21 protein-coding genes are annotated in these 26,525 nt (G+C 69.8%); 17 read left to right on the top strand and 4 right to left on the bottom strand.

Annotated features, from left to right (window positions below):
* The first annotated feature begins 141 nt into the window (after window positions 1–141).
* Both EBO15_RS15265 and EBO15_RS15260 read left to right on the top strand, forming a co-directional pair.
* Window positions 142–405, top strand: a complete 264-nt coding sequence (locus tag EBO15_RS15265; RefSeq protein ID WP_122195046.1) for a helix-turn-helix transcriptional regulator — start codon at window positions 142–144, stop codon at window positions 403–405.
* A complete protein-coding gene (locus EBO15_RS15260; protein ID WP_122195045.1) occupies window positions 402–932 on the top strand; it encodes a hypothetical protein in 531 nt (176 codons plus the stop codon). Before EBO15_RS15265 ends, EBO15_RS15260 begins: the two co-directional genes overlap by 4 nt.
* Window positions 933–1,038: 106 nt before the next feature.
* On the opposite strand, the gene glgP is transcribed toward EBO15_RS15260, so the two are convergent.
* The gene (gene glgP, locus EBO15_RS15255; protein ID WP_122195077.1) at window positions 1,039–3,633 is read right to left on the bottom strand and encodes an alpha-glucan family phosphorylase; all 2,595 of its coding nucleotides are present in this window, start codon (window positions 3,631–3,633) and stop codon (window positions 1,039–1,041) included.
* A gap of 74 nt (window positions 3,634–3,707) precedes the next feature.
* Window positions 3,708–4,238 carry a VanZ family protein gene (locus EBO15_RS15250; RefSeq protein ID WP_122195044.1) on the bottom strand — a complete coding sequence of 177 codons (531 nt, stop codon included), beginning with the start codon at window positions 4,236–4,238 and terminating at the stop codon, window positions 3,708–3,710.
* Window positions 4,239–4,439: 201 nt separating this feature from the next.
* Here EBO15_RS15250 and EBO15_RS15245 point away from each other — a divergent pair, with 201 nt between their 5' ends.
* From EBO15_RS15245 to EBO15_RS15200, 10 genes are all read left to right on the top strand, one after another.
* Window positions 4,440–6,413 carry an alpha-1,4-glucan--maltose-1-phosphate maltosyltransferase gene (locus EBO15_RS15245; protein ID WP_199744547.1) on the top strand — a complete coding sequence of 658 codons (1,974 nt, stop codon included), beginning with the start codon at window positions 4,440–4,442 and terminating at the stop codon, window positions 6,411–6,413.
* A 185-nt stretch (window positions 6,414–6,598) separates the two neighbouring features.
* The gene (treS, locus tag EBO15_RS15240; RefSeq protein ID WP_122195076.1) at window positions 6,599–8,350 is read left to right on the top strand and encodes a maltose alpha-D-glucosyltransferase; all 1,752 of its coding nucleotides are present in this window, start codon (window positions 6,599–6,601) and stop codon (window positions 8,348–8,350) included.
* A gap of 1 nt (window position 8,351) precedes the next feature.
* Window positions 8,352–9,794 (top strand): maltokinase N-terminal cap-like domain-containing protein, encoded by a 1,443-nt coding sequence (locus tag EBO15_RS15235; protein ID WP_122195042.1) that lies wholly within the window; start codon window positions 8,352–8,354, stop codon window positions 9,792–9,794.
* A gap of 431 nt (window positions 9,795–10,225) precedes the next feature.
* The gene (locus EBO15_RS15230) at window positions 10,226–11,140 is read left to right on the top strand and encodes a glycosyltransferase family 2 protein (protein ID WP_233616204.1); all 915 of its coding nucleotides are present in this window, start codon (window positions 10,226–10,228) and stop codon (window positions 11,138–11,140) included.
* Window positions 11,137–12,225, top strand: coding sequence for a GNAT family N-acetyltransferase (locus EBO15_RS15225; protein ID WP_122195040.1), 1,089 nt, complete (start codon window positions 11,137–11,139; stop codon window positions 12,223–12,225). Before EBO15_RS15230 ends, EBO15_RS15225 begins: the two co-directional genes overlap by 4 nt.
* Complete coding sequence (locus EBO15_RS15220; protein ID WP_233616203.1) at window positions 12,222–13,295, top strand: glycosyltransferase family 2 protein; 1,074 nt, start codon at window positions 12,222–12,224, stop codon at window positions 13,293–13,295. Before EBO15_RS15225 ends, EBO15_RS15220 begins: the two co-directional genes overlap by 4 nt.
* Window positions 13,292–14,212 (top strand): polysaccharide deacetylase family protein, encoded by a 921-nt coding sequence (locus EBO15_RS15215; RefSeq protein ID WP_233616202.1) that lies wholly within the window; start codon window positions 13,292–13,294, stop codon window positions 14,210–14,212. The genes EBO15_RS15220 and EBO15_RS15215 overlap by 4 nt, the downstream gene beginning before the upstream one ends.
* Window positions 14,209–15,627: a lipopolysaccharide biosynthesis protein gene (locus tag EBO15_RS15210; RefSeq protein WP_147481508.1), complete on the top strand. Its 1,419-nt coding sequence runs from the start codon at window positions 14,209–14,211 to the stop codon at window positions 15,625–15,627. Before EBO15_RS15215 ends, EBO15_RS15210 begins: the two co-directional genes overlap by 4 nt.
* Before the next feature lie 2 nt (window positions 15,628–15,629).
* Window positions 15,630–17,810: a hypothetical protein gene (locus EBO15_RS15205; protein ID WP_122195038.1), complete on the top strand. Its 2,181-nt coding sequence runs from the start codon at window positions 15,630–15,632 to the stop codon at window positions 17,808–17,810.
* Window positions 17,807–18,187 carry a hypothetical protein gene (locus tag EBO15_RS15200; RefSeq protein ID WP_122195037.1) on the top strand — a complete coding sequence of 127 codons (381 nt, stop codon included), beginning with the start codon at window positions 17,807–17,809 and terminating at the stop codon, window positions 18,185–18,187. The genes EBO15_RS15205 and EBO15_RS15200 overlap by 4 nt, the downstream gene beginning before the upstream one ends.
* Before the next feature lie 21 nt (window positions 18,188–18,208).
* Here the strand turns inward: EBO15_RS15200 and EBO15_RS15195 are convergent, their stop codons facing one another.
* On the bottom strand, window positions 18,209–19,159 hold the full coding sequence (locus EBO15_RS15195) for a GntR family transcriptional regulator (RefSeq protein ID WP_122195036.1): 951 nt from the start codon (window positions 19,157–19,159) through the stop codon (window positions 18,209–18,211).
* A 121-nt stretch (window positions 19,160–19,280) separates the two neighbouring features.
* Between EBO15_RS15195 and EBO15_RS15190 the strand changes: the two genes are divergently transcribed.
* The 5 genes from EBO15_RS15190 to EBO15_RS15170 all read left to right on the top strand — a co-directional run bounded on the left by EBO15_RS15190 (window position 19,281) and on the right by EBO15_RS15170 (window position 25,609).
* Window positions 19,281–19,499: a hypothetical protein gene (locus EBO15_RS15190; protein ID WP_122195035.1), complete on the top strand. Its 219-nt coding sequence runs from the start codon at window positions 19,281–19,283 to the stop codon at window positions 19,497–19,499.
* Between the two features lie 688 nt (window positions 19,500–20,187).
* Window positions 20,188–21,489: a GH39 family glycosyl hydrolase gene (locus EBO15_RS15185; protein WP_122195034.1), complete on the top strand. Its 1,302-nt coding sequence runs from the start codon at window positions 20,188–20,190 to the stop codon at window positions 21,487–21,489.
* Between the two features lie 159 nt (window positions 21,490–21,648).
* The gene (locus EBO15_RS15180; protein WP_122195033.1) at window positions 21,649–22,926 is read left to right on the top strand and encodes a cytochrome P450; all 1,278 of its coding nucleotides are present in this window, start codon (window positions 21,649–21,651) and stop codon (window positions 22,924–22,926) included.
* A gap of 74 nt (window positions 22,927–23,000) precedes the next feature.
* Window positions 23,001–25,247 (top strand): 1,4-alpha-glucan branching protein GlgB, encoded by a 2,247-nt coding sequence (gene glgB / locus EBO15_RS15175; RefSeq protein ID WP_122195032.1) that lies wholly within the window; start codon window positions 23,001–23,003, stop codon window positions 25,245–25,247.
* Window positions 25,244–25,609 (top strand): ACT domain-containing protein, encoded by a 366-nt coding sequence (locus EBO15_RS15170; protein WP_122195031.1) that lies wholly within the window; start codon window positions 25,244–25,246, stop codon window positions 25,607–25,609. The genes glgB and EBO15_RS15170 overlap by 4 nt, the downstream gene beginning before the upstream one ends.
* 17 nt (window positions 25,610–25,626) lie before the next feature.
* On the opposite strand, the gene EBO15_RS15165 is transcribed toward EBO15_RS15170, so the two are convergent.
* Entirely contained in the window at window positions 25,627–26,499 is an 873-nt protein-coding gene (locus EBO15_RS15165) for an NUDIX domain-containing protein (protein ID WP_122195030.1), read from the bottom strand.
* Window positions 26,500–26,525 lie beyond the last annotated feature (26 nt).

The raw sequence follows: 26,525 nt of genomic DNA, 5'->3' as shown, positions 1-26,525 counted from the left end.
ATCTTGATCGTCCCCGCAAGCCGCGCCTCGCGGGCCGGGTGACAGCAGGCGTCGAACATCTTATTGCGCCCCTTTGATCAGATGTAGTACAACTACTATCAACAGTTAGAGACCTACGGTGAGAAGAGAAGGCGAGGGTCGGTGCCGACAGACAAGGACAAGGAGCTCGTGCACAACCGCATCGCGGTGCTGCGGGCGGAGCGGGGCGTGTCCCGGCGCGAGCTCGCGACCGCGCTCGGCGTGCACTACCAGACGGTCGGATACCTGGAGCGGGGCGAGTACAGCCCCAGCCTGCACCTGGCACTCCAGATCGCCGAGCACTTCCAGGTGCCGGTGGAGGTGGTCTTCTCACTGAAGCCGTTCCCGCTCATCGGCAGCACGACTTCGCAGGGAGACAGCAAATGACGACCGTCCACACCAAGCGCGAGGAAAAGCTGTTGGCGGCCTTCCAGGCCGACGTGCCGAGCCGCTATGCGACTCAGAGCGGGCGGCGTGGCCTCGTGTACACGAGCATCGTCTGCCTGGCCTTGTTCTATGCGAGCGCTGTCGTCTGCTGGGCGCTGGCTCCCAGTGACGCCGCCATGTATGTGACGTTCGCGTGCGACGGAATCGGGCTTGTCCTCGGTGCCCTGGTGCTGGGGCGGATGTTCGTGGTCACGCGCGGCACGACCCGTTTGCCCGACCACCTGCTGGACGAGCGTCAGGCCATGGAGAAGCTGCGCGCGCACTCCACGTCGCACCGCCTGACCCTGCTCCTGTTGTTCGCCACGATGCTTCTGATCGAGTTGGGGATGACCTCCGAGGGCGACCACTCGCCGTCCGCCGCCGTGGTGGTCACCTTTGTAGCCCTGGTGGTCACGGTGTGGGTGTTGCCCCTACTGGTGACGACCTGGCGCATGCCCGACCCCATCCCGGACGAGGACGACGCCTAAGGGTTCGTCCGAACGGGCGCGGCCATCGTGGCCGCGCCCGTTTCGCGTCTGACCAGCTTGCCGGGCCCTGGGTTTCGAGACTCTCAGGGGATGGCCGTCGAGGTTCTCAGCGAAGGTCGCCGTTGGTCATGCCGTGGGGTGGCGGTGGCACCGCCACCAGGCCCATTTCCGCTCGGTCGGCGAGCATCTCATGACGTGGGACGACGCGGACGCTGTACCCGAACGCGCCGCTGCGCACGAGTGGCACCTCCCCGGCATAGCGAAGCCGTCCGTCACCGGCGGGTTCAGGGCGGGTCAGCTCCAGGTAGGACGGTTCGGCGATGGCGTCGGTCTCGTCCACCCGTCCGTGGGCGACCTCCACGGTGACGTCGGACGGTTCCAGTCCGCCCAGGTCCACGACCACACGGACGGGTAGGCGCGTCCCTACGTGCGGGCTCTCCTCTCCCTGGGTTTCGACGTGTTCGACGGCGACGCCCGGCCACGCTTTGCGGATTCGCTGTTTCCACGCGGCGAGCGATCGTGCGCCCGCGTATCCGTCGGCGCCCATCGCGCGCGCGGACGAGGCGGCAGGCGTGTAGCACTCGGTGACGTAGTCGCGGAGCATCCGTGTGGCGAGGACCTTGGGGCCGAGGGTCGCGATGGTGTGCTTGACCATTTCCAGCCATCGCCTGGGCAGACCGGACGCGTCGCGGTCGTAGAACATCGCCGAGACGTGGTCCTCGAGAAGTTCGTAGAGGGCGGCGGCCTCCAGGGCGTCGCGGCGGTCCGGACCGGCCAGTCCGTCGGCGGACGGGATCGCCCAGCCGTTCTGGCCGTCGTGCCACTCGTCCCACCAGCCGTCCCGCACGGACAGGTTGAGCGCCCCGTTGAGGGCGGCCTTCATCCCGGACGTCCCGCACGCCTCCAGGGGCCTCAGCGGGGTGTTCAGCCACACGTCGCAGCCCTGGACGAGCAGCCGGCCGAGGGCGATGTCGTAGTCCGGGAGGAAGACGACGCGGTGCCGGACGTCCTCGGCGTCCGCGAACCGGACGATGGCCTGGATGAGGCGTTTGCCGCCCTCGTCCGCCGGGTGGGCCTTGCCCGCGATGACGATCTGCACGGGACGGTCCGGGTCGAGCAGGATCGCGCGCAACCGTTCCGGGTCGCGCATCATGAGCGTGAGCCGCTTGTAGGACGGGACGCGCCGCGCGAACCCGATGGTCAGGACGTCGGGGTCGAGCGCCTCGTCGATCCAGGCGGTTTCGGCCTCGCCGGCACCACGCGTGCGCCACGACTCACCCAGCCTGGTCCGCGCGCTCTGCACAAGCCGTTCGCGCAAGACGCGCCGAACCCGCCACATCTCACGTTCTGAGACGTCACGCACTTTCTCCCAGCCCTGGCCTGCCTCCACCACGGAGGGCACTTCGCGGGAGGCGAGTTCGAGGATTTCGCGTCCGACCCATGTGCCTGCGTGGACGCCGTTCGTGATGGACCCGATGGGCACTTCGGCCCTGTCGAATCCGCCCCACAGCCCACCGAACATCTCCCGGCTGACCTCGCCGTGCAGAGTGGAGACACCGTTGACGCGCTGTGCGAGGCGCATCCCCATGACGGCCATGTTGAAGACCGTGGGATCGCCGTCGGGATAGTCCTCGGCTCCGAGTTCCAGGATGCGTTCCACGGGAACGTCGTGGTCCTCGTTGGCCCCGCCGAAGTACCTTCGGACGAGTTCTCTGGGGAAGCGGTCGATTCCCGCCGGGACGGGCGTGTGCGTGGTGAACACCGTCCCCGCACGTGTCGCCTCCAGGGCTTCGTCGAAACCGAGCCCTTCGTCGGAGATCAGCTCGCGGATGCGTTCCAGGCCGAGGAAACCCGCATGGCCCTCGTTCGTATGGAAGACCTCGGGTTCCGCATGGCCGCTGATGCGGCAGTAGGCGCGAATCGCTCGGACGCCGCCGATGCCCAGCAGCATCTCTTGCAGCAGACGGTGGTCGCCGCCTCCGCCATAGAGGCGGTCGGTGATGTCGCGTGCGGGTTGGTCGTTGACTTCGACGTCCGAATCGAGGAGCAGTTGCGGGACGCGTCCTACACGGGCGAGCCAGACCTGCGCGTGCAGGTCACGCCCCTGGGGCAGCCCTATGGAGATCCCTACTGGATCGGCGTTCTCGTCCCGGAGGAGGGTCAGCGGTAGACCGTTCGGGTCGATCGGCGGGTATCGCTCCAGTTGCCATCCGTCGGGTGAGAGCGACTGGGAGAAGTAGCCATGTCTGTAGAGCAGCCCGACGCCGATGATGGGCACGCCCATGTCACTGGCGGTTTTGAGGTGGTCCCCGGCCAGGATGCCGAGGCCACCGGAGTACTGCGGGAGGGCGGCGGTGATTCCGTACTCGGGCGAGAAGTAGGCGACGGCGCGTGGCCCGTCGGCGAGTGACTGGTACCAGCGCGGTTCGTTCAGGTAGTCGCGCAGGTCGTCGGCGGTGTCGTGCAGGCGGCGCAGGAAGCGGCGGTCGCGCGCCAGCAGCTCCAGGCGCTCGGGGTCGACCTCGCCCAGCAGCCTGACGGGGTCCTGCCGGACCTCGTCCCACAGCGTGGGGTCGACATCGTGGAACAGGTCCAGGGTCTCGTGGTGCCATGACCAGCGGAGGTTGAGGACCAGTTCTTCGAGCGGGCGGAGGGGTTCTGGAAGGACGGTACGTACGGTGAATCGACGGATTGCCTTCACGCACGGCCACGCTAGGCGCTGCCACATGCGCGCGCGAGCCGCAGAACAAGACCCTCACCCGTCAGCACGCGCCGTCATCGCGGGACGCGAACGGCCCTGACAACACGCAGCGCCACAACGGCCCCGATCGCGCCGATGGCGAGCCCTGTCGAGTTGTAGACCATGTCGCCCGGGTCGCATTCACGTCCGGGGTCGAGTGTCTGCAGGAACTCGACAAGGACGAACGTCAACGACAGGGACGTCGGTGCGAGGACGGAACGCCTTGTCGCGACAACGGAGAGTGCTCCGGACGGTGCCCAGAGGGCCACGTTCATGACGTCCTCCAGGCCACGGTCCCCGAACGTCCGCACGGACCAGGCGGCATGGGCGACCGGGTGCGACATGCACAGCGAGAGCCGATCCCCCACACCGGGCTCGAACGTCATGGGGACGGTCATGGCGAGGATCAGGGACGTCCACATCAGGAGGGCGAGCGTGGGCAGCGGGGCCCAGCCGTTCCTGCGGACGAGCGGACGCCACGCGCAGGCCGCACCGAGGGCCAGGACCGTCCAGAGCGTCAGCGCGCGGACGACCTCGATCGGGACGTGATGCGGCAGGTGCGGCACACCTGGGAGGACGAGCCGTGCGGTGCGGGAGTTCGCCCGCGTCCGACCCCGGCCAGCGGGGGTAGCCGAATGTGGCGGAAAGGTCTGCGGCCCCGGCGGCGACATCCGGCCGATGACGGGCATGGACGGTTTTGGCTACTGCGACCGGGTAGGGGATGCCGCATGCGAGTCGAGTCCGGAACGTCCTCGATGCACTGTTTGATGACGATCGGGCGGATTCCAATTCTCGACGTCGCCCCCCTCGTGGACGGTGGACGGTGGCCCGCCAAGGCCGTCGTAGGCGAGACGGTCGAAGTCAAGGCCACGGTGTTCCGCGAGGGCCACGAGATGCTCGGCTGCGCCGTCGTCCTCCGCGCACCCGACGGGGAGGCGGCGCAGACCGCGCGCATGCACGAGGTCGGCCAAGGGCTGGACCGATATGCGGCCGATGTCACGCCCACATCCGAGGGCCGCTGGCACTACCGCGTCGAAGCATGGGGCGATCCGATCGCGCACTGGCGCCACGACGCCGACATCAAGATCCCCCGTGGGCAGGACGTGGAGCTCATGTTCCGCGAGGGCGCGCGCCTGTTCTCCCGTGCCGCCAAGCAGGTGCCCGCGGGCAAGCGGTCCGCCCTCACGCGTCTGGCGGCGACCCTCGAAGACCGCACGGTTCCCGTCGGCGATCGCCTGATGGCGGCTGCGGCACCGGAGATCATCGAGATCGAGGAGAACCACCCGCTGCGCGACCTGCTGACCACGACCGAGTGGTTCCCCTTGGCCGTGCATCGTGAGCGCGCGCTGTACGGGGCCTGGTACGAGCTCTTCCCCCGCTCAGAAGGCGCGTCGTTCGACCCCATGGGACGCCGTGGCCCGATGTCGGGAACGTTCCGCACGGCCATGAAACGGCTGCCCGCCATCGCCGAGATGGGCTTCGACGTGGTGTACCTGCCGCCGATCCACCCCATCGGCCGGACCTTCCGCAAAGGGCCCAACAACACGCTTGAAGCCGGCCCCTACGATCCGGGCTCGCCTTGGGCGATCGGCTCCGACGAGGGCGGGCACGACGCCGTCCATCCGGAGCTGGGCACGTTGGAGGACTTCCGCGCCTTCGTGGACCACACGCGCGACCTCGGCATGGAGGTCGCCCTCGACCTGGCGTTGCAGTGCTCTCCGGACCATCCGTGGGTGACCGGCCATCCGGAGTGGTTCACCACGCGCGCGGACGGGACGATCGCCTACGCCGAGAACCCGCCCAAGAAGTACCAGGACATCTACCCGCTCAACTTCGACAACGACCCCGAGGGCATCCACGCCGAGGTGCTCCGCATCGTCCGGCACTGGATGGATCAGGGTGTGCGCATCTTCCGCGTGGACAACCCGCACACCAAGCCCGTCCCCTTCTGGGAGCGGCTCCTGGCGGACGTCGCCGCGACCGATCCGGACGTGCTGTTCCTGGCGGAGGCGTTCACCCGTCCGGCGATGATGCACACGCTGGCGAAGGTGGGGTTCCACCAGTCGTACACATACTTCACCTGGAAGAACTCCCAGCAGGAGTTGCAGGAGTACTTCCAGGAGCTCGCGGGTGACGCGGCGGGCCACATGCGGCCCAACGCCTTTGTGAACACCCCGGACATCCTCAACGAGTACCTCGTCCACGGCGGGCGTCCGGCGTTCGAGATCCGGGCGGTCCTGGCCGCCCTGCTCGCGCCCGCGTGGGGGGTCTACTCCGGCTACGAGCTCATCGAGAACGTTCCCGTCCGTCCCGGCAGTGAGGAGTACCGCGACTCGGAGAAGTACCAGTACCGGCCTCGCGACTGGGAGACGGCCGAGAGGGAGGGGCGGAGCATCGCGCCCCTCATCTCGGCGCTCAACGCCTTCCGGCGCGCCCACCCCGCCCTGCACCGGATCCGAAACCTCCGCTTCCACCACGTGGACCGGCCCGAGTTCGTCGCGTTCTCCAAGAGACTTCGCGACGACGTCGTGCTGGCCGTGGTGAACCTCAACCCGCACATGGTCCGCGAGGCGACCGTCCACCTGGACCTGCCCGCGCTGGGCCTCGCCACGGACGAGGAGTTCGTCGTGACCGACGAGCTGTCCGGCGAGTCCCACACCTGGCGGCAGGCCAACTACGTGCGACTCGACCCTCACGTCCGACCGGCCCACGTTCTGACCCTCCGGAGAGGCCAGAGTTGAGCGAAGCACCCCGCGAGGCGGCGCACGCCCCGCACGACATTCCCCGCCGAATCCCCCACGACACCTCCCTCGGCGTCGACACCACCCCACGCGACGCCGACGGCACCTTCCGTGACGCCCCGTACGGCTCGCCGGACGCACCGCCGCCCGACCCCCTCCCCGAGTCCCGCCCGATCGCCGAGAGCCTGTCAGAGGGCCTCTCAGCGGCGCCGGGCGAACCCGTCCCGGACGCGTTCGATCCCGACACGCCGCGCGACCCGCACTGGTTCAAGACCGCCGTCTTCTACGAGGTGTCGGTGCGCGGCTTCGCCGACTCCAACCACGACGGGTACGGCGACCTGCGCGGCCTGGTGGACAAACTCGACCACCTGCAGTGGCTCGGCGTCGACTGCGTCTGGCTGCTGCCGATCTACCAGTCCCCGCTGCGGGACGGCGGCTACGACATCGCCGACTACACCCGGATCCTCCCCGAGTTCGGGGAGCTGGGCGACTTCGTCGAGCTGGTGGAGGCCGCGCACGCGCGAGGCATCCGCGTCGTCGCGGACCTCGTCATGAACCACACCAGCGACCAGCACCCGTGGTTCCAGGCGTCGCGGTCCGACCCGGACGGCCCGTTCGGCGACTTCTACATGTGGTCCGACCGGGACGACCGGTACCAGGACGCCCGCGTCATCTTCGTGGACACCGAGACGTCCAACTGGGCGTACGACCCCGTGCGCGGGCAGTACTACTGGCACCGCTTCTTCTCGCACCAGCCGGATCTGAACTACGACAACCCGGCCGTCCAGGAGGCCATGCTCGAGGTCCTGCGTTTCTGGCTGGACCTCGGCATCGACGGCTTCCGGCTCGACGCCGTCCCCTACCTGTACGCGCGTGAGGGGACGAACTGCGAGAACCTGCCGGAGACCCACTCCTACCTCAAGCGCGTGCGCGCGGAGGTCGACCGCCTCTACCCCGACCGGGTGCTGCTGGCGGAGGCCAACCAGTGGCCGGGAGACGTCGTGGAGTACTTCGGCGACCCGGGTGTGGGCGGGGACGAGTGCCACATGGCGTTCCACTTCCCGGTGATGCCGCGCATCTTCATGGCCGTGCGCCGCGAGCAGCGCTATCCCATCTCCGAGATCATGGCGCAGACCCCGAAGATCCCCGAGAACTGCCAGTGGGGCATCTTCCTGCGCAACCACGACGAGCTGACCCTGGAGATGGTCACCGACGAGGAGCGCGACTACATGTACGCGGAGTACGCCAAGGACCCGCGCATGAAGGCGAACATCGGGATCCGCAGGCGCCTGGCCCCGCTCCTCGAGAACGACCGCGACCAGCTGGAACTGTTCACCGCGCTCCTGCTTTCCCTGCCCGGCTCACCCGTCCTGTACTACGGCGACGAGATCGGCATGGGCGACAACATCTGGCTCGGCGACAGGGACGCCGTGCGCACGCCCATGCAGTGGACGCCGGACCGGAACGCCGGTTTCTCCCGCTGCGACCCCGCGCGCATGTACCTGCCGCTCATCATGGACCCCATCTACGGCTACCAGGCCGTCAACACCGAGGCGCAGCGCGACAACCCCGGTTCGCTGCTCAACTGGACCCGCAAGATGATCGAGATCCGGCGGCGGCACCCGGTGTTCGGCGTGGGCACGTTCGTGGAGCTGTCCGGGTCCAATCCGAGCGTTCTGGCGTTCGTGCGTGAGATCCCCAACGGGGAGGCGAACCACTGGGGCGGCATGGACACCGTCCTCTGCGTGAACAACCTGTCGCGGTTCCCCCAGCCGGTGGAGCTCGACCTGCGGCGGTTCCAGGGGTCCACCCCCATCGAGTGCATGGGCGGTGTGCGCTTCCCCGCGATCGGTGAGCTTCCCTACCTGCTGACGCTTCCCGGGCACGGCTTCTACTGGTTCCTGCTCCCTCCCCCGCACACGCCAGAGGTGATGTGACGTGCGCCCCTCCGTCCCCTCACTGGTCGACCTCCTCGCCGACTGGCTCCCCACGCAACGGTGGTTCGCGGGGAAGGACCGTCCGATCCGCGAGATCGGCATCGGAGCGGTCACCACGCTGCTCTCCGGCGATCCCGGCCTGCATCACCTGGTCCTGGACGTCCGGCAGGACGGAAGGCCCGACCAGTACCAGCTCCTGTTGGGCCTGCGGCGGAGCCTTCCGGAAAGGATGCGGCCGGGCGAGCTCGGATGGCTCGCCCTGGACGCGGGCACACGAGGCGGGACCGGAACCTACAAGGACGCGGCACACGCCTTCGACGCCGTCCACGATCCGGAACTGGCGCGCTGCCTGCTCACCCACATGGCGGACGAGGCGGTCATAGGGCCGCTCCGGTTCCGGCACGTCCCGGGAGCGGAGCTGGACACCGGCCTCCTGCCCGCGGTGAGCACGGCCGAACAGAGCAACACCTCGCTCATCTTCGGGGACGCCTACATCTGCAAGCTGTTCCGGAAGCTCTCCCCTGGCGTGAACCTCGATCTCGAGATGAACCTGGCACTGGCCAAGTGCGGCTGCGCCCACGTCCCAGGCGTGTACGGGTGGGTGGAGCTGAGAACGGGCGGCAAGGGCGTCACGACGCTGGCTCTCTTGTCGGAGTACCTGCGCGCGGGGGTGGACGGCTGGGAACTCGCCGTCGCCAGCGTCCGTGACTGGTTCGCACAACCGCGGCAGGCGGACGCCGCGGCGGCAGTGGGTGAGTTCGCGGCGGCCGCCGGTGGTGACTTCGCGGCAGAGGCCGAGCGGTTGGGAGAGGCGACGGCGACCGTCCACCGGGACCTCGCCAGGGCGTTCGGCCGAGCCGAGTTGCCGCCGGAACGCGTGCGCGCGATGGCCGCACGGATGCACGGTCAACTCGACCGGGTGCGCGCGACCGTCCCGGAGATCGAGCCCTACGTGAAAGTGATCAGCGCGGCGTTCGCGCCCCTGGCCGAGTGGAGTCGCCCACTGCCCGTGCAGCGCGTCCATGGGGACTATCACCTGGGCCAGGTGATGCGCACCGGCGCGGGCTGGGTGCTCCTGGACTTCGAGGGTGAGCCGGCGCGCAGCGCGCACGAGCGCCGGGAGCCGTCGCATCCCCTGCGGGACGTCGCGGGCATGCTGCGCTCGTTCGAGTACGCGGCGAGGTTCCCGCACACGTCCGAGCCGTCCACCCCCGCCGCGGCGGAACAGGGGCTGGAGCGGCGCGCGCGTGCGTGGGCGGAGCGGACCAGGGCGGCGTTCTGTCGCGGGTACGCGTCGGCGGGAGGCCCGGATCCGGCCGCCCACACGACGCTGCTGCGGGCGCTGGAGTTCGACAAGGCCGTCTACGAAGTGCGTTACGAGGCCGCCAATCGCCCCTCGTGGCTTCCCGTTCCCCTGAGATCACTCGCACATCTCACGGAATGATCTCCCAGACTGTTCACAGGCTTCTCCCAGGCTATTCCTGGAATCGATGCGGACATCCTGGAAGGGAAGACATTCCGAGGCCGAATGAGCGCGGAAGAACGCCCGCAGCGATCTTTATTGACCTGTGACACTGATCGCAATGGCCACATCCGGCCAGGTCACATGTGCTGGTACGGCGGCTTTACCGCCATTTGTCCGGCGCAGCAATCCGTGATGATGCCCTTACCTGCCGGAGCCGTACCAGGTGCGTAGGCGATCCTGCGCAACTTAAACGAGTGCTCGGGCGGATCCTCCAAACATGATGGGCGAACCTGGCATCTAAACGGGTCAGGACGTCAACTACTTACGGGGTCTCCATGTCATCCTCCAATCGCACGGCCCACGCCGGCGGCGTGCCGAGAACGGCCGCCGGAGCCCATAGCGACAACCTCGTGAACCTCACCGAACACGGCCGCCGATGGCGCACCGTCACGGCCGTCGTCCCCACGCTCAACGAGCGCGAGAACCTCGAGTGGCTCCTCCCCCGGCTGTACGCGAACGAGGAGCTGGACGAGATCGTCATCGTCGACGGCGAGTCCTCCGACGGCACGCGCGAGCTCGCCGCCGCCTACGCGCAGGACTCGCTGGTCCCGGGCCCGCACCCCGTCGTCCGCCTCATCTCGCAGCCGCCCCGGGGGAAGGGCGCCGCCATGCGCGAGGGGCTCGCCGCCGCGACCTGCGACATGATCATCATGCTGGACGCCGACGGCAGCATGGACCCCGAGGAGTTCGGCGCCTTCCTGGCCCTGCTCCGCCGCGGATACCAGTTCGTCAAGGGCACGCGCTATGGCTGCGGGGGCGGATCGGACGACCTGACCGGGCTCCGCCGCCTCGGCAACCGCGCGCTCACCTGGCTCGCCAACAGGCTCTACCGCCAGCACTGGACCGACCTGTGCTACGGCTACGTCGCCGTGCACCGGGACGCGGTCGACCTGCTGGGGCTGCGCTCCACCGGTTTCGAGATCGAGACCGAGATGTGCGTCAACGCCGTCCGCGCGGGCCTGCGCATCGCGGAGATCGCCAGCCACGAGACCGAGCGCCGGTTCGGGGTGTCCAACCTCAACACCTGGCGCGACGGGTGGCGCGTCCTGCGCACGATGGTGCGGCTCCGGTTCGCCGGCCCGCTCGACGCCTCGACCTCGGGCGCGGGCGCGGGGGCGCCGCTGCCGGTGGCCGAGCACCTGTCCCCCGGAGCGCTCACGGCATCGGTTCCCCAGGCCGCGCCCGGCGCCGCCGCCGAGGACGCGCCGGACCGCCTGCGCCTGTCCTGGCGGGCCGCCGCGCTGAGCCGGACGGGGACCGAGTGAAGGTCTCCGTCGTCCGCCCGTCCGATCTCGGCGCCGCCGAGATCGGGCGGTGGCGGGCGCTCCAGTCGTCCGACCCCGACCTGGCCAACCCCTTCCTCGCGCCCGAGTTCACCCTCGGCGTCGGCCGGTTCCGCCGCGGGGGCCCAGGCCGGGTGGACGTCCTCGTGGGCGTCGTCGAGGACGCCGGGGAGATCGTGGCGTTCTTCCCGTTCGAGCGCGGTCCCCTGGGGATCGGTCACCCGGTCGGCTTCGGCCTCACCGACCTTCAGGGTCTGATCGCGCCGCCGGGTCTCACCCTCGACGCGCGCGCGTTGCTGCGCGCGTGCGGTCTCGCGGTGTGGGACTTCGACCATCTGCTCGCCGCACAGGGCACCTTCGCTCCGCACCACACCGTCCGCCGTGTCGAACCCGTCATGGACCTCGGAGCCGGGTTCGCCGCTTTCGATGAGGAGATGCGGCGGTCCGCGCCCAAGACGCACAAGACGATCCGCTACAAGGAACGCAAGCTCGGCAGGGACGTCGGCGAAATCCGCTATGTGTTCGCCTCGGACGATTCCGAAGACCTGCAACGCCTCATGGACTGGAAATCCGACCAGTACAACCGGACCGGACGCACCGACCGCTTCGCGCGCGCGTGGATCGTCGCCCTGGTGGAGCACTTCCACCGCACCGGGTTCGGCGTGCTGAGCGTCCTGTGGGCGGGCGACGAGCCCGTCTCGGCGCACTTCGGGTTGCGCAGCGAAGGCGTCATGGCGGGATGGTTCCCCGCCTACGACACCCGGTTCGGCAAGTACTCGCCCGGCATGATCGGCCATCTGCACCTGGCCGAGGGCTGCACTCTGAACGGCATCTCCGAAATCGCGATGGGACGCGGCGGCAAGGAGTTCAAGGAAGGTTTCAAGGGCCGCGAGATACCGATCGCCGAAGGACGCGTCGCGCGCAACACCGCGGGCGCGGGCGTGCACTGGATACGTGCCACACCGCTGAACAAGGCGCGTGGAGCCGTCCTCGACAATCCGGCCCTGTACAAGCGGGCCGACCGTGTTCTCAAGACGTACGCCAAGTTGAGGGGGCGCAGCCGATGACCAACCCCCTTCAGGGCGGTCCGCCGATGGAACCGCTCAAGGGCAAGCCGCGCATCTCCGTCGTGATCTGCGCGTTCACGGAGAAGCGCTGGGACGACGTGCACGCGGCGGTCGCGTCCGTGCGCGCGCAGGAGCTCGCCCCCGAGGAGATCGTCCTCGTCATCGACCACAACCCCGCGTTGTACGAGCGACTCAAGGCATCCCTGCCGGACGTGCTCGTGGTGGAGAACCGTGAGGAACGCGGCCTGTCAGGTGGCAAGAACACCGGGGTCGCGGTCGCGAACGGAGATGTCGTCGCCTTCCTGGATGACGACGCCGTGGCGGCACCCGGATGGCTGCGCGCGTTCTCACGGCACTACGCGGATCCCTATGTCGCGGGCGTGGGCGGGATGACGCTGCCCATGTGGCCGGGCTCCACGCCGTCGTCCGAACTGGTGGCCGAGCCTGTCCCCACGTCCACGGGAACGCGTCCGCGCTGGTTTCCCGAGGAATTCGACTGGACGGTGGGCTGCACCTATCGCGGCCTGGACCCGGGCCCTGTGCGCAACCTGATGGGCGGCAACGCCTCTTTCAGACGGGAGATGTTCCCAATCGCCGGGGGCTTCGCAACAGGGATCGGACGCGGCGTCCACAGAAGGCCGTTCGGTTGTGAGGAGACCGAATTCTGCATCAGGCTGAGACAACGAAGCTCCGAATCCGAACTGCTGCTCGACGACGAAGCGATCATCTGGCACCGCGTCCCGCCCGAACGCGCCCGGTTCCCCTACTTCCGCGAACGCTGTTACGCCGAAGGGCTGTCGAAGGCCCTGGTCACCCGCAGCGTGGGCACGCAGGACGGCCTCGCCAGCGAGCGCGCCCACGCTCTCCGCACCCTCCCCCGAGGCGTCGTGCGCGGCCTCGGCGACACCTGCCGCGGTGACCTCGCCGGGCTCGGCCGCGCGTCCGCCATCACGGTCGGGCTCGTGTGGACGGCCTGGGGCTACGCCGTCGGCAGGTACGCCGCACGACGCACGACGCGCGCCGCCCCCGGCGCGGCAGCCCGTCCCAACGGGGAGGAACCCGCCCAGTGACCGCCGACCAGCCCGCCGTCCCGATCCTCATGTACCACTCGGTCACCGACCGCCCGACGCCCGAGACCCGCGGTCTCTCGGTGCCCGTCGCCGCGTTCGCCGAGCAGATGGCCCACCTCGCCGCCCACGGCTTCACCCCCGTCCCCTTCTCCGCCGTCGCCTCCCCCGCGCCCGGGCGGTCTGCCGCACGGAAGTCCGCTCGAACAGACGCGCCGGACCCTGCGCAGGGGTCCGCTCGTGCACACCTGGAGCGACCGGTGGTCATCACGTTCGACGACGGGTACGCCGACTTCCATGAGAACGCGCTCCCGATCCTGGAGCGGCACGGGTTCGCGGCGACGGTGTTCGTGACCACCGGATGGCTCGCGGACGCGGGGGCCGACGCCGCCGGACGCCCGCTCGACCGCATGCTCTCGTGGGCGCAGGTCGCCGAGGCCGCCGCCCACGGCATCGAGATCGGCGGGCACAGCCACAGCCATCCGCAGCTCGACCAGCTCGGCGACCACGCGCTGCGCGAGGAGCTCGTGCGCAGCCGCGGCCTGCTGGAGGAACGGCTCGGCACGCGAATCCGGACGATGGCCTATCCGTTCGGCTACTCCAGCGCGCGCGTGCGTCGGATGGTGCGCTCCGCGGGGTACGACACGGCGTGCGCGGTCGCCAACCGGATGGCGGCCGGGGCCGCCGACCCGCTCGCCGTCCCCCGGCTGACCGTCCGCGCGACGACCGGGCCCGGCACGTTCGCCCGCGTCGTCGAGGGGAGGGGCATCCCCCTGATCTTCCTCAAGGACCACGCACTCACCCGCGGCTACGCCGTCCTCCGCCGCACCCGCTCCACGCTCCGCCGCGCCGCGCCCTCCCCGCGGCTCACCACCCCGACCGGCCGAAACGTCGAGAACCGCGTGGAGGAGCGGTGGTGACAGGAGCGGGTGGGGCCCGGGCCGCGTCCGGTGGCGCGCCGCCGGACGAGGACGAGCAGTCCTTGGAGGCGGGCGGCGGCGCCTCCGGGTGGCTTCGGCGGGAGCTGTCGAATCCGCTGTTCCGCAACGCCTACGCGCTGATGATGAACGGCGGCCTGACCGGGTTGCTCGGGCTCGGCTACTGGGCGCTCGGCGCCAAGCTGTACGCGCCGGACGACATGGGACGCGACTGGGCCGTGATCCAGGCGATCATGTTCGTCGGCAGCGTCACGATGCTGAACTTCCTGCTGATCAGGTTCATCCCGCAGACGGCCCGGCACACGCGCGCGCTCGTGCTGGCCTGTTACGGGACGGGCGCGGCCGCGGCGGCGCTGCTGGCGCTCGGATTCCTGGCGACGCTGTCGTGGTGGGGGCCGTCCTTCCGGCATCTGCACGACGGACGCTCGGCACTGTGGTTCCTGGTGATGGCGGTCGCGTGGAACCTGTGGAACCAGCAGGAGGGCGTGTTCACCGGCCTGCGGCACGCGGGCTGGGTGCCGGTCGTGAACGTGGCGTTCGGGCTGGCCAAGCTGGTGCTGCTGGTCGCGGTCGCGGGCGCGTTCCCGTCCGACGGGGTGACGCTGTCCTGGTTCCTCCCGGTGCTGGTGGCGCTCGCGCCCGTCGGCTACCTGATCTTCGGACGGCTGATCCCGCGGCATCGCGCGGAGAACTTCGGCCGCGGCCCGCGCCCGACCCACCGGGAGATCTGGCGCTACCTCGGCGGCGCGTACCTGGGCGGCGCGTTCCAGTACGCCTCGATCAGCCTGATCCCGGTCATCGTGGCCGCGCACCTGGCCGAGGACGCCAACGCCTACTTCCAGATGGCGTGGGCGCTCGGCATGATGCTCGACCTGCTCGCGCTGACGCTGTCGATGTCGCTGACGGTGGAGGGGGCGTTCGACACCGAGCGGCTCGCCTCGTCCGCGCGCGCGGCGCTGCGGCGGACGCTGACGCTGCTGCCGCCGATCGTCGTCATCGTCGTCGTGGGCGCGCCCTTCGGGCTGGCGTTCTTCGGGCACGACTACGCGGCGCGCGGCGCGCCGCTGCTCCAGATCCTCGCGGTGGCGGTGCTCCCCAAGGCGCTGATCGAGCTCTACATCGGCGTCCTGCGGGTCCAGAACCGCACCCGGCTGATCGCGTCGTTGCAGGCCGTCCGGTTCCTCGCGGTGCTGGGGCTGCTGTTCCCGCTGATCGACCCGCGGCATCTGGGCGTCATCGGGATGGCGATCCTGGCGGTGAACACCGTCGTCGCGTTCCTGGTGCTGCCGGGCCTCATGCGCGCGATCCGGGGGACGGTCACCTCCCGGCCCGAAACGGGCGGGACGGTCGGGCCGGCGGGTGTCTTTCCCGCCGGCGGAGGGCGGGATATCAGTTGAGCATGACGGTTCGCCAGGAACCGGAAGAGCGTGCCCGGCCGCTGCCGCGTCCCTCCGACGTCGCCGACCGGAGGGCGACGCTCGCCGCGGCGGCGCTGCTGGTGTTCGGCACCGCGCTGTTCTGGTCCCCGCTGCGGCACGTGGATCTGGGCGCGGCCAACGGGTTCGGGCTGATCAGCGTGCTGCCGGGGGCGACGCTCGCGGGCGCGGCGGTGATCGTCCTGTCGTTCATGCTGACGCTGGCGCTGCCGCGGCCGCACCGGGTGCTGCTGGTCGCGCAGATCCTGGTGCTCGTCGCGACGCTGCACGGCGTGGCGCAGGCGCTGGAGCCCGAGGCGCGGTTCCCGACGGCGTGGCAGACGGCCGGGTTCATCGAGTACATCGAACGCACCCACACCGTCAGCTGGGATCTGGACGCCCGGTTCAGCACGCCCGGGTTCTTCGCCTTCGTCGCGTTCGTCATGAAGGCCGTCGGACAGCACGACATCTCACCCGTCCTGAAGTGGGCGCCGCCCCTCACCGACCTCATGTACCTCGTCCCGTACATGCTGATCCTGCGCGTTCTGAGGGCGACGTGGCGGGCGAAGTGGTTCGCGGCCTGGTTGTTCATCGCCGCCAACTGGGTCGGGCAGGACTACCTCTCCCCCCAGGCGTTCGCCTACCTGCTCTACCTGTACTTCGTCGCGATCCTCGTGAACTGGTTCCGTCACCATGACGAGAGGACGCAACGGCCCGGACGCCGCCGTTCGCCGGAGACCGCGCAGCGCACCGGTGGCCTGTGGCGGGTCTACAACTGGCTGTTCGGTCCCAAGGATCCGGGTGAACTACCCGCGCCACAGGCGTCCGTTCGCGACCGGACGATTCTGCTCTGTCTGCTGTTCCTGCTGATCCTCATCGGTACGGCCGCTCATCAGCTGACCCCGTTCCTGATGACCGCCTCGTGCGCGGGCCTGGTGCTGGTGCGCCGGTGCAGCCTGCGCGGGCTGCCGTTCATAGCGGGTGTCGTGTACGCGGCCTGGGTCAGCTTCATGACGGTCGGATACTGGTCGAGCCGTAAGGGCGAGCTGTTCGGCGGGCTCGGCAACGTGTTCCAGAACGTCCAGCAGAGCACGGGCGGACGGATCAGCCAGACCAGCCCGCAGACGGCCGACGTGCAGCAACTGCGCATCATCATCGCGGTCGTCGTCGTCGGCCTGGCCGTCCTCGGGCTGCTGCGCCGGCGCGCGCGCGGGATCGACGACCGGGTGGCGCTCGTCCTGCTGCTGGTGCCGTTCTCGTCGTTCGGGCTGCAGAACTACGGCGGCGAGATCGCGCTGCGCATCTACTTCTTCATGCTGCCCGCGGCGTGCCTGCTCGTCGCGTACCTGTTCTTCCCCGCGCCGTTCGACGCGCCGCGGGTGCGTGACCCGCGCGTGCGCGTGAGGCTGGGACGGCTGCGCACGGGGCCGCGACGCCACTGGCCGGCCGTGGCGGCGGCGTCGGTGTTCGCGTTGCTGCTGGTCGGCGGGTTCCTGACCGTCCGGTACGGCAACGAGAAGTACGAGCAGGTGCGGCCGAGCGACGTCCGCGCGTTCGACGTCATGACGCAGAAGACCAAGGGCGTGATCGGCGTCGTGTGGATGAGCGCCGACAATCCCGACCTCGTCGGCGGCACGCCCGTCATGCCCTGGTCGTACCGGGACTTCGAGCGGTTCAACTACACGCCGGTGATCGCGAGCCGGAGCGACCCGGCCGACCTGTCGGAGATCATCCAGCGGCTGCGCGAGCAGGGGCCCGGCGGGTTCTTCGTCACGACCCGCAGCCACGAGGACTTCCAGGTCCTCACCGCGGGCCTGGCCCCGGACTTCGCGCCCCGGATGCGCGCCGCGCTCGCCGCCGACCCGCGCATCGAGACCGTCTACGCCGACCGCGACGCCGCCGTGTACCGGCTGCGCAACCCTCCTGCCGAGCCGAACCCGCCGGTGCCGAAGCCGTCCGGGCTCGGCCTGCGCTCGTCGCCGTGGACGCCCGCGGGCCTGATCTACCTGCCGGTGCTGCTCGGCGTCCTGTTCGCCCGTGAGCTGCGGCGGCTGCGGCTGCCGCCGGGCGAGACATGGCGGCTGCGCCCCCTGACCGTCCTCGCCGTCCCGCTGTTCCTCAGTGTCGTCGCGGTGATCGTCGAGAGGTTCCTGGTGATCTCGTGAGCCTGCCGCTCGCGCTCCTGCTGTTCGCCGCGCCCGCCGCCGCGTGGTGGCTCCTGCTGTCCGGCCTCGACCCGCTGGGGCGCGCGGTCGTCGCCTCGGCCGGAGGGTTCGCCGTCATCGCCGGAACCGCCCAGGTCATGGTCATGGCGGACGCCTGGAGCCCGTTCCGCGGCGTCCTGGCCGTCGTCCTCCTCAGCGCCGTCCTGGCGGCCCTGAGCCGCGTCCACCGACCATCCCGGCCGCCCGACGCCCCGAGAGAGGCGTCCGCGCCGCCGGGCGGTCACCAGGCGCCCATGACGTCCGCCGCGTCCGTCCATGACCTCCCCCGCCCTCGCCGCCGTGAGGACGACGACGAGGACTGGCTCTTCAAGGAATGACGCGCGGCTCCCGCGAAGGGGCTAGCGGCCGCGGCGGCGGTGGTTGCGGCGCGTGTCGCGGCGGCCGTTCGGGTGGAGGTCGGGGACGTCCGGGTCGTCCGGAACCGGGTCGGGAACGTCGGGGGTGAGGTCGATGGCGTAGTCGAGGACGGCGCGATCGGCCGGGATGACGATGTCGCGGCAGACCTCCAGGACGCGGGCGCCGGAGATCATGCGGCGGGTGATGGTGAAGACGGGGACGCCCGCGGCCATGCCGAGGGTCTCGACCTCCTCGGGGGTGGGCATGCGCGCGCCGACGGCCTCCTCCACGCGGGTGGGCGGGTGGCCCAGGTAGGCGAGCTGGGCGAGGGTGCCTCCGGGCCACGGCTCGCGCGCCGGGTCGGAGACGGGGGTCTCGGCGACCAGGTCCCAGGGCAGGTAGTTGACCGAGATCTGCTGGGGGTCGCCGCGCGCGTAGAACACGAATCGACGGCGCAGCAGCTCGGTGCCGACGGGGAGTTCGAAGAGGGCGGCGAGGTCGGGGGTGGCCTCGGTGCGGGTGAACTCCCGGTCGAGCCGGTACTCCTGCCAGCCGATCCGCTGGTCGTGGGTGAAGGTGGTGGCCGGCGCCGGGGCGTCGCGGCCGGGGTCCGTCGCGCCGGGATCCGGTGCGCCGGGATGCGGCGCGCCAGGATGCGGCGCGCCAGGATGCGGCACACCGGGGTTCGGTGCGCCGAACCGGAGGTAGCGGTCCATCGCGATGCGGCGGACCGGGGGCGTGTGCCGGACGATGGTTCCGGCACCGCGCCGCGACTCGATCAGACCCTCGCCGCGCAGGAGCGCGAACGCCTGGCGGACGACGATCTCCGAGACACCGAACTCGTCGCCGAGATCCCGCATGGTCGGCAGGCGGGATCCGGGTGGATACGTGCCCGAGCGGATCTGGTCGCGGATGGTGTCGGCGATGCGCAGGTAGGCCGGGCGTTCGGCCACGGGCTCACCTCCCTAGGCACTGTCCGTGAGGGGACGGTCCACTTACGGACAGCTTGACACCTCTTCGACCGAGTAAGACTTTTGTATACAGAACCGCCGCCCCGGGGAAAGGACGACCTTGATGGGCGACTTCGAGGATCTGAAGACGACCATCGAGCGCGAGTACCCCGGCTGGCTCGTCTGGCGCAGCGACGCGGGGCGGTGGTACGCGACCCGCAACGGGGATCTCACCGACGCCCAACTCCAGGCCGGATATGCGATGACCGTGGCCTCCGACGACGCCGACGGCCTCTGCGGGCTTCTGGCGGAGCAGGCCCGGCGGAGCGGCGGCGAGCGGTGAGGCGGGCTCTCGGGGGACCGGCGCCCGGCCCGGATTCGGGGGCGGGCCGGGCTTTCCCGGGCCGCGACGACAGTGACCTGTGGCGCTCAGGTGACACAGGAATGGAGCTCTGGTCGGTGGGGTGGGCATCACCTCCCGGGCCAGGAGGACGTGACCGCACGGATGACACATCGGCGCGACCCCAACGAGAAGTCGTGTCGTCCGTGCGGTCGCGCAGAGTGGTTCTTCCGCCGGATCGGGTCCACTCCGGCGCATTCTCCTGACGCACACCTCCCGGTCGTCCCGCAGCGGTTTGCCCGAGACTTTGCCCGAGGCGCCGTCCGGCGCGGGTGAGACGGGCCGCTCCGATCGTGCGCTGACGGGATCCGGTCGTGCAGGGGACGCAGCCGGGTCGTACGGGTGCGGGTTCCCGGGCAGGGCCCGCAGGGGTTAGGCAGATATGACGGCCCGGGGGAGGACGGGGACGAACCCGGCCGCCGTCCGCGGCGTTCTAACAGACGTGCGCGCATGACGCCGATCACGGGAGGCGCACGTGGAAGTTCGGTCGCGGGCCCAGGAGGCGGAAGAGCCCGATCACGCCGCACCACTCCGGGGAGGACGAGGGCCGTTTCAGGGGCGGCATGGGAGGCATGGGCGGAGGCGTCGCCGGAGCCTGATCCCGGTCGCGCTCCTCGCGGCGATCGCGGGGATGCTGACGGCGGCGCTGGTGCTCTGGGCCATGGGCTGGCAGGCCGGAGGGGCCGGGCCCGGGCCGACCGGCCCGGCGGGGGCGGTGGGGGCGGCGGCCAGGGTGGCGCCGGGCGCGCCGAAGGGCTGGCCCGCGTGGGGCTTCACCCACACGCAGATCACGGTCGACGCGCAGCAGGGGCCGGCGCAGGCGCTCCGTGATCTCTCGCGGCAGGCGATGCCGCAGGTCACGCCCATCATGGGGTGGGGTCTCGACAACCCGGAGCCGAGTCCCGGCGAGTACAACTGGTCGTCGCTCGACCACCGGATGAGCGTGATCCGCAAGACCAGGGGCACCCCGGTGATCACGCTGTGCTGCTCGCCGGACTGGATGAAGGGCGGGGCGCAGGGCCAGACCGACTGGACGCACCTCGAGGACGCCGTCGAGCCGCAGCATTTCGATGATTTCGCGAATCTCGCCGCGAAGGTCGCCCAGCGCTATCCGGACGTGAAGTACTACGCCGTCTGGAACGAGTTCAAAGGCTTCTGGAACAACGGTGCGAACCGGTGGGACTACGAGGGGTACACGAAGCTCTACAACAAGGTGTACACGGCACTGAAGAAGGTGAATCCCGATCTGAAGGTCGGCGGCCCGTACATCGTGCTCAACAGTGATGCCCCTGGTAGATCCACGGGTCCGCCCTCGCAGCTGCACGGCGTGTGGGGAAGCATGGACCAGCGCGGCCTGGACGCGGTCGAGTACTGGTCCAAGCACAAGGCGGGTGCGGACTTCCTCGCGGTGGACGGTTCTTCCCTGCCTCAGGAGAAGAGCCTCAAGGTGGACGAGTTCCAGATGCTCGCCAAGTTCTCCGACACCACGAAATGGCTGCGCGGACTGGATCCGAAACTGCCCGTGTGGTGGGCCGAATGGTACGTCGAGCCGGACGGTTCGGGCTGGTCGGACGAGCACAGGGGCGCGGTGCTGACGGCCGCGATGATGGAGTTCGTCAAGGGCGGGGCGGCCAGCTCGTTCTACTGGAGTCCGCAGACCAACACGTCCGCGAGCTGCCCCGGCTGCCTGTGGTTCGGCTCGTCGCAGGGCGGGGGCGGAACGCCGAACCTGCTCATGTTGCAGAACCTCGGGCGCTGGTTCCCCCCAGGGACCAGACTCGTGGACGTGCGGTCGTCCGACCCGTCCGTACGGGTCCTCGCGCAGGCGCACGAGATGGTCCTCGTGAACACGCGGAGCGTGTCCGTGTCGGCTCAGGTGGGCGGGCACAGGTTCGACCTCGCACCGTACGAGGTCAGGTGGGCCGGCCGTTGACCGGACTGCTTTCCGAGCACCCGGATCGTGCCGTCCGGACGCAGGCGTGCCGTCGGACGCAGCAGTCGCGCCGCCCAACGCAGTCGTGCTCGTCGGACGCAGTCGTGCTTGTCGAACCGTGCTTGTCGAACCGTGCTTATCGAACGCAGGGGGATCGTGATGACGCTCGCCGCTGACATCGACCTGGTCGATATCGGGTTCTGGGATCGTCCGCCGGGTGAGCGGCTGGCGGACTTCGCGCGCCTGCGCGAGCGCGGGGCCCCGGTGTACTTCCCCGAGCCGCGGGTTCCGTTCGTCCGCTCGGGGAAGGGCTTCTACGCGCTCGTCCGGCATGCGGACGTGGTGGCGGCGAGCAGGAACGCGAAGGTGTTCTCCAGCGAGCCCGCCGCGACGTCGCCGGAGCCTCCGCCGTGGCTGTCGAAGGTGTTCGGCACGCCGATGGTGAACATGGACGATCCCGCGCACGCGCGTCTGCGGCGCATCGTGTTCCGGGCGTTCACGCCGAAGATGCTCGCGAGGATCGAGGACGACATCCGGGCGACGGCGGCGCGCATCGTCGACGACGTCCTGGCGGAGGGGGCCGGGGCGGGCGACTTCGTGGGGCGGGTCGCGGCGCGGCTGCCGATCGACGTCATCTGCTCGATGATGGGCATCCCGGAGGAGACGCGTCCGTACGTGCTGTCGCGGATCGACGCGATGACGGAGTACTCGGGCGTGCGCGGGTCCCTGGCGAGTCCGCGCACGATGCGGTTGCTGGCGGGGAACCTCAAGGCGATCGTCGATCTGCACCGGCTCGTCGCGCGCCTGGGCGAGGCGCGCAGGGAGGACCCGGCGGACGACCTGGTGTCGGCGCTCGTCAACGCGAACCCCGATGGTGAGCGGTTGTCGGTGAAGGAGCTCGGGTCGTTCTTCGATCTGCTGCTCGTGGCCGGCAACGAGACGACGCGGAACGCGCTCGCGCACGGGCTGAAGCTGTTCACCGACCATCCGGACCAGCGCGACCTGCTGTTCTCGGAGTACTACGACGAGCGGATCGGGACGGCGATCGAGGAACTCGTCCGGTACGTGTCCCCGATCATCCAGTTCCGTAGGACGGTCACCACCGACCATGAGCTGAACGGGCATCCGCTCAAGGCCGGCGACAAGGTGGTGTTGTTCTACCTGGCCGCCAACCGTGATCCGGAGGTCTTCACCGATCCGGACGCGTTCGACATCACCCGCTCCCCCAACCCGCACGTGGGGTTCGGCGGGCCGGGGCCGCATCTCTGCCTGGGGGCGAACCTCGCGCGCATGGAGCTGCGCATCATGTTCCGGGAGCTGTTCGACAGGTTGCCCGGTCTTCGCGCGTGCGGGGAGCCCGAATATCTGCTCTCGAGTTTCGACAACGGCATCACGCGTCTCCCCTTCACCTGGGGTTCGGGTTCCGGAACCGGGTGAGACCCGCGTTTCTCGGGGCATGGCTAGGAGGACATCCGCCGCCCAGACCGCCCTCACCCCCGGGAGGAGCGCCGATGACACGAGTGACCCGCGCGGAGATCGACCGGCTCGTCGGAGGCGACCACCACGATCCGCACTCCGTCCTCGGCGCGCACCCGGGACGGACGGGCGTGACGGTCCGGGCGCTGCGCCCGCTCGCGGAGCGGGTCGAGGTGATCCTGCCGGGCGGGGACCGGAGGCGGCTCCGCCACTATCACGGCGGCGTGTTCACGGGGACGCTGCCGCCGGGCGCCTCGCTGTCCGACACGTCCGGTCCGCCGCAGGCGGTGCCCGACTACCGGCTCTCGGTGACCTATCCCGGCGGCCCTGAGGTCGTCCAGGACGACCCGTACCGGCATCTCCCCACTCTCGGGGAGCTGGACCTGCATCTCATCGGCGAGGGGCGCCATGAGGAGCTCTGGCGGGCGCTCGGGGCGCGCGTCCGGACGTACGGCTCGGTGTTCGGTCCCGTCTCCGGGACGGCGTTCGCGGTGTGGGCTCCGACGGCGCGCGGCGTCCGCGTCGCGGGCGGCTTCAACCACTGGGACGGACGCGCGCACCCGATGCGCTCGCTCGGTTCCACGGGCGTGTGGGAGCTGTTCGTCCCGGGCGTCGGGGACGGCGACGCCTACAAGTTCCAGATCCTCGGCGAAGACCATGTGTGGCGCACCAAGGCGGACCCCATGGCGAGGTACACCGAGACGCCTCCGGCGACGGCCTCGCGCGTGTACACGTCGGCGTACGAGTGGGGCGACGGCGACTGGATGGACCGCCGTAAGGGGCGCCGCTGGGTGGACGAGCCCATGAGCGTGTACGAGGTGCATCTGGGTTCGTGGCGTCCTGGCCTGGGCTACCGGGAACTCGGGGACGAGCTGACCGGCTACGTGCACGACATGGGTTTCACGCACGTGGAGTTCCTGCCGGTGGCCGAGCATCCGTACGGGCCGTCCTGGGGGTATCAGGTCACGTCCTACTACGCCCCCACGTCCCGTTTCGGTGCGCCGGACGACTTCAGGCATCTCGTGGACCGGCTGCATCAGGCGGGCATCGGCGTCATCGTCGACTGGGTTCCCGCGCATTTCCCCAAGGACGACTGGGCACTCGCGCGATTCGACGGGACGGCCCTTTATGAACACCCCGATCCCGAGAGGGGCGAGCATCCCGACTGGGGGACGTACGTCTTCGACTTCGGACGCGCCGAAGTGCGCAACTTCCTCGTGGCGAACGCGTGCTACTGGCTTGAGGAGTTCCACATAGACGGCCTCCGTGTGGACGCCGTCGCGTCCATGCTCTACCTGGACTACTCCCGCGACTACGGCACGTGGAAGCCCAATGTCTATGGCGGACGGGAGAACCTCGAAGCCATCTCGCTCCTCCAGGAGATGAACGCGACGGCCTACAAGCGGAACCCCGGGATCATCACGATCGCCGAGGAGTCCACGGCCTGGCCTGGGGTTTCACGTCCCACGCATCTGGGCGGGCTCGGATTCGGGTTCAAATGGAACATGGGCTGGATGCACGACACGCTCAACTACCTCAAGCACGATCCGGTGTTCCGGCACTACCACCACAACGAGATCACGTTCTCGATGGTGTACGCGTTCTCGGAGAACTACATGCTTCCCCTGTCGCATGACGAGGTCGTGCACATGAAGGGGTCGCTGCTGGAGAAGATGCCCGGCGACACATGGAAGAAGTTCGCGGGGCTACGGGCCCTGCTCGCCTACATGTGGTCTCACCCCGGGAAGCAGCTTCTGTTCATGGGCGGGGAGTTCGGCCAGGGGGCGGAATGGTCGGAGAGCCGTCCGCTGGACTGGTGGCTTCTGGACAACGCGGCCGAAGGCGCGAACCACATCGGTGTGCAGAGGCTCGTGCGCGACCTCAACCACGCCTACCGGGACGCGCCCGCGCTGTGGTCGTGCGAAGCGTCCTCGGACGGGTTCCAGTGGATCGACGCGAACGATGCGGAGGGCAATGTCCTCTCGTTCGTCCGGTACTCGGCGGACGGAGCGCCCTTGGTCTGTCTCGTGAACTTCTCCGGCGACGCCCACGAGAACTACCGCGTCGGGCTACCGCGCCTAGGCGGCTGGCTCGAACTGCTCAATTCGGACGCCTACGAGTACGGCGGCAGTGGCGTCGGCAACCTGGGACGCGTCGAGGCCCGCGACGAGCCGTGCCACGCGATGCCCGCCTCGGCCGAGATGCGCGTGCCCCCGCTGGGCGTCGTGTGGCTGGTTCCCGAGGGGATCGAGGCCGGGGACACCAATACAGTGGCGGAATGACCGTCGCGCAGACCCTCGGTGTCGTCCCGAACCAGTTCGTCCTGGAGCACCTGCCCAACTCGGTGTTCCCCGAGGACGACGAGTGGGTGGCCCTCGTACGCGCGCCTGAGGGGCTGACGGTCGTCCGTGAGGCCCCGCCCTATGTGGAGGAGGGGCGCTGGGTGGGTTTCTACGGCGGAGCCACCGCGCACTCGCTGGATCAGCCCGGCATGCTCGCGGCCATCGTGGGCCCGCTGGCCGAGGCCCACGTCCCCGTGTTCGTGGCGTCGACCTATCACGCCGACCTCGTCCTGGTGCCCGACTACAAGCAGGAGGTCGCGGCCGCGGCACTCCAGGAGGCCGGGCACAGGATCCTGCCCTAGCCGGGCCGCGTCCCGCCTCAGTCCGGGCGGCCGAGGCGGCTGAGGAGCCAGCGGGGTCCGGCGACGGCGCCGCCGGCGGCCGCCACCCGGGTCTTGAGTTCGCGGTCGGCGGTGATGACCAGCGCCTTCTCCCCCGGTCCGACGCCCGCGACGAGCTCGACGATGTGGTCGTCCCCGCTGCCGGAGGCCGGGCTGACCTCCACCCAGTCGGACGAGGACACCGAGCGCGCGGCGCCCTCCACCACCTGGACGATGATCGGGTACACGGTGTCGTAGGGCACCGGCACGCTCGGCAGGTCGGTGACGCCCTCGGCCAGGACGGCCAGGTCGTCGCGGAGGCGCGCGTTGGCCCCGGCACGGTCGCGCCACCAGCCGTGTTCGGCGCGCGCGCCGACGACGTTCGCGGCGTCCACGATCAGGACGACTTCGAAGAGCGCTTCCCGCAGGATCGGCCAGGTTCCGGCGAACGGTGCGAACAGCTTGAGTGAGCCGACGTCGTCCACCGGCACCCATGCGGCGCGGCGCGTCTCGAACGAGATGCCCCGGACGGTGACCATCTCGGGGACGGACGCGACGACCGAGGTGAACGCCCAGCCGCCGTGGTCCTCGGTACGGGTTCCTACGAGATCGGCGTCGGACGCGTCGAACGAGCTCTCCTCTCCCGTTTCGCGGATGGCGCCTGTGATCGGGTCCTCGTGGCTGTGGTTGGCGCCACCGAACATGCCCCACTTGCCGCCGCCCAGCCCCCAGGCCCCGCGCTTCTGCAGGAGCACGTGGATGACGCCGTCCTGGTCCCGGTGATAGGGCAGCAGCCCGGACGCGCCGTACCGGCCCCAGTGCTTATGCCCCTGTTCACACCGCGTCCAGCCGTCACCGTCGCCGTCTCCCATGCCCGCGACCCTAGCCGTGACCAAGG

This window comes from Actinomadura harenae (assembly GCF_003696215.1).
GTDB classification, from domain to species: Bacteria; Actinomycetota; Actinomycetes; order Streptosporangiales; family Streptosporangiaceae; genus Spirillospora; species Spirillospora harenae.
Note: the sequence above shows the minus strand (reverse complement) of the source record. Positions and strands in the feature narration are given on the sequence as shown.

Excerpts from the sequence above, each read along its gene's own strand:
- EBO15_RS15260 (WP_122195045.1), top strand. The coding sequence starts at position 402 with ATGACGACCGTCCACACCAAGCGCGAGGAAAAGCTGTTGGCGGCCTTC.
- EBO15_RS15245 (WP_199744547.1), top strand. The coding sequence starts at position 4,440 with ATGACGATCGGGCGGATTCCAATTCTCGACGTCGCCCCCCTCGTGGAC.
- EBO15_RS15220 (WP_233616203.1), top strand. The coding sequence starts at position 12,222 with ATGACCAACCCCCTTCAGGGCGGTCCGCCGATGGAACCGCTCAAGGGC.
- EBO15_RS15205 (WP_122195038.1), top strand. The coding sequence starts at position 15,630 with ATGACGGTTCGCCAGGAACCGGAAGAGCGTGCCCGGCCGCTGCCGCGT.
- EBO15_RS15190 (WP_122195035.1), top strand. The coding sequence starts at position 19,281 with ATGGGCGACTTCGAGGATCTGAAGACGACCATCGAGCGCGAGTACCCC.
- EBO15_RS15185 (WP_122195034.1), top strand. The coding sequence starts at position 20,188 with ATGCTGACGGCGGCGCTGGTGCTCTGGGCCATGGGCTGGCAGGCCGGA.
- EBO15_RS15180 (WP_122195033.1), top strand. The coding sequence starts at position 21,649 with ATGACGCTCGCCGCTGACATCGACCTGGTCGATATCGGGTTCTGGGAT.
- glgB (WP_122195032.1), top strand. The coding sequence starts at position 23,001 with ATGACACGAGTGACCCGCGCGGAGATCGACCGGCTCGTCGGAGGCGAC.
- EBO15_RS15170 (WP_122195031.1), top strand. The coding sequence starts at position 25,244 with ATGACCGTCGCGCAGACCCTCGGTGTCGTCCCGAACCAGTTCGTCCTG.
- EBO15_RS15165 (WP_122195030.1), bottom strand. The coding sequence starts at position 26,499 with ATGGGAGACGGCGACGGTGACGGCTGGACGCGGTGTGAACAGGGGCAT.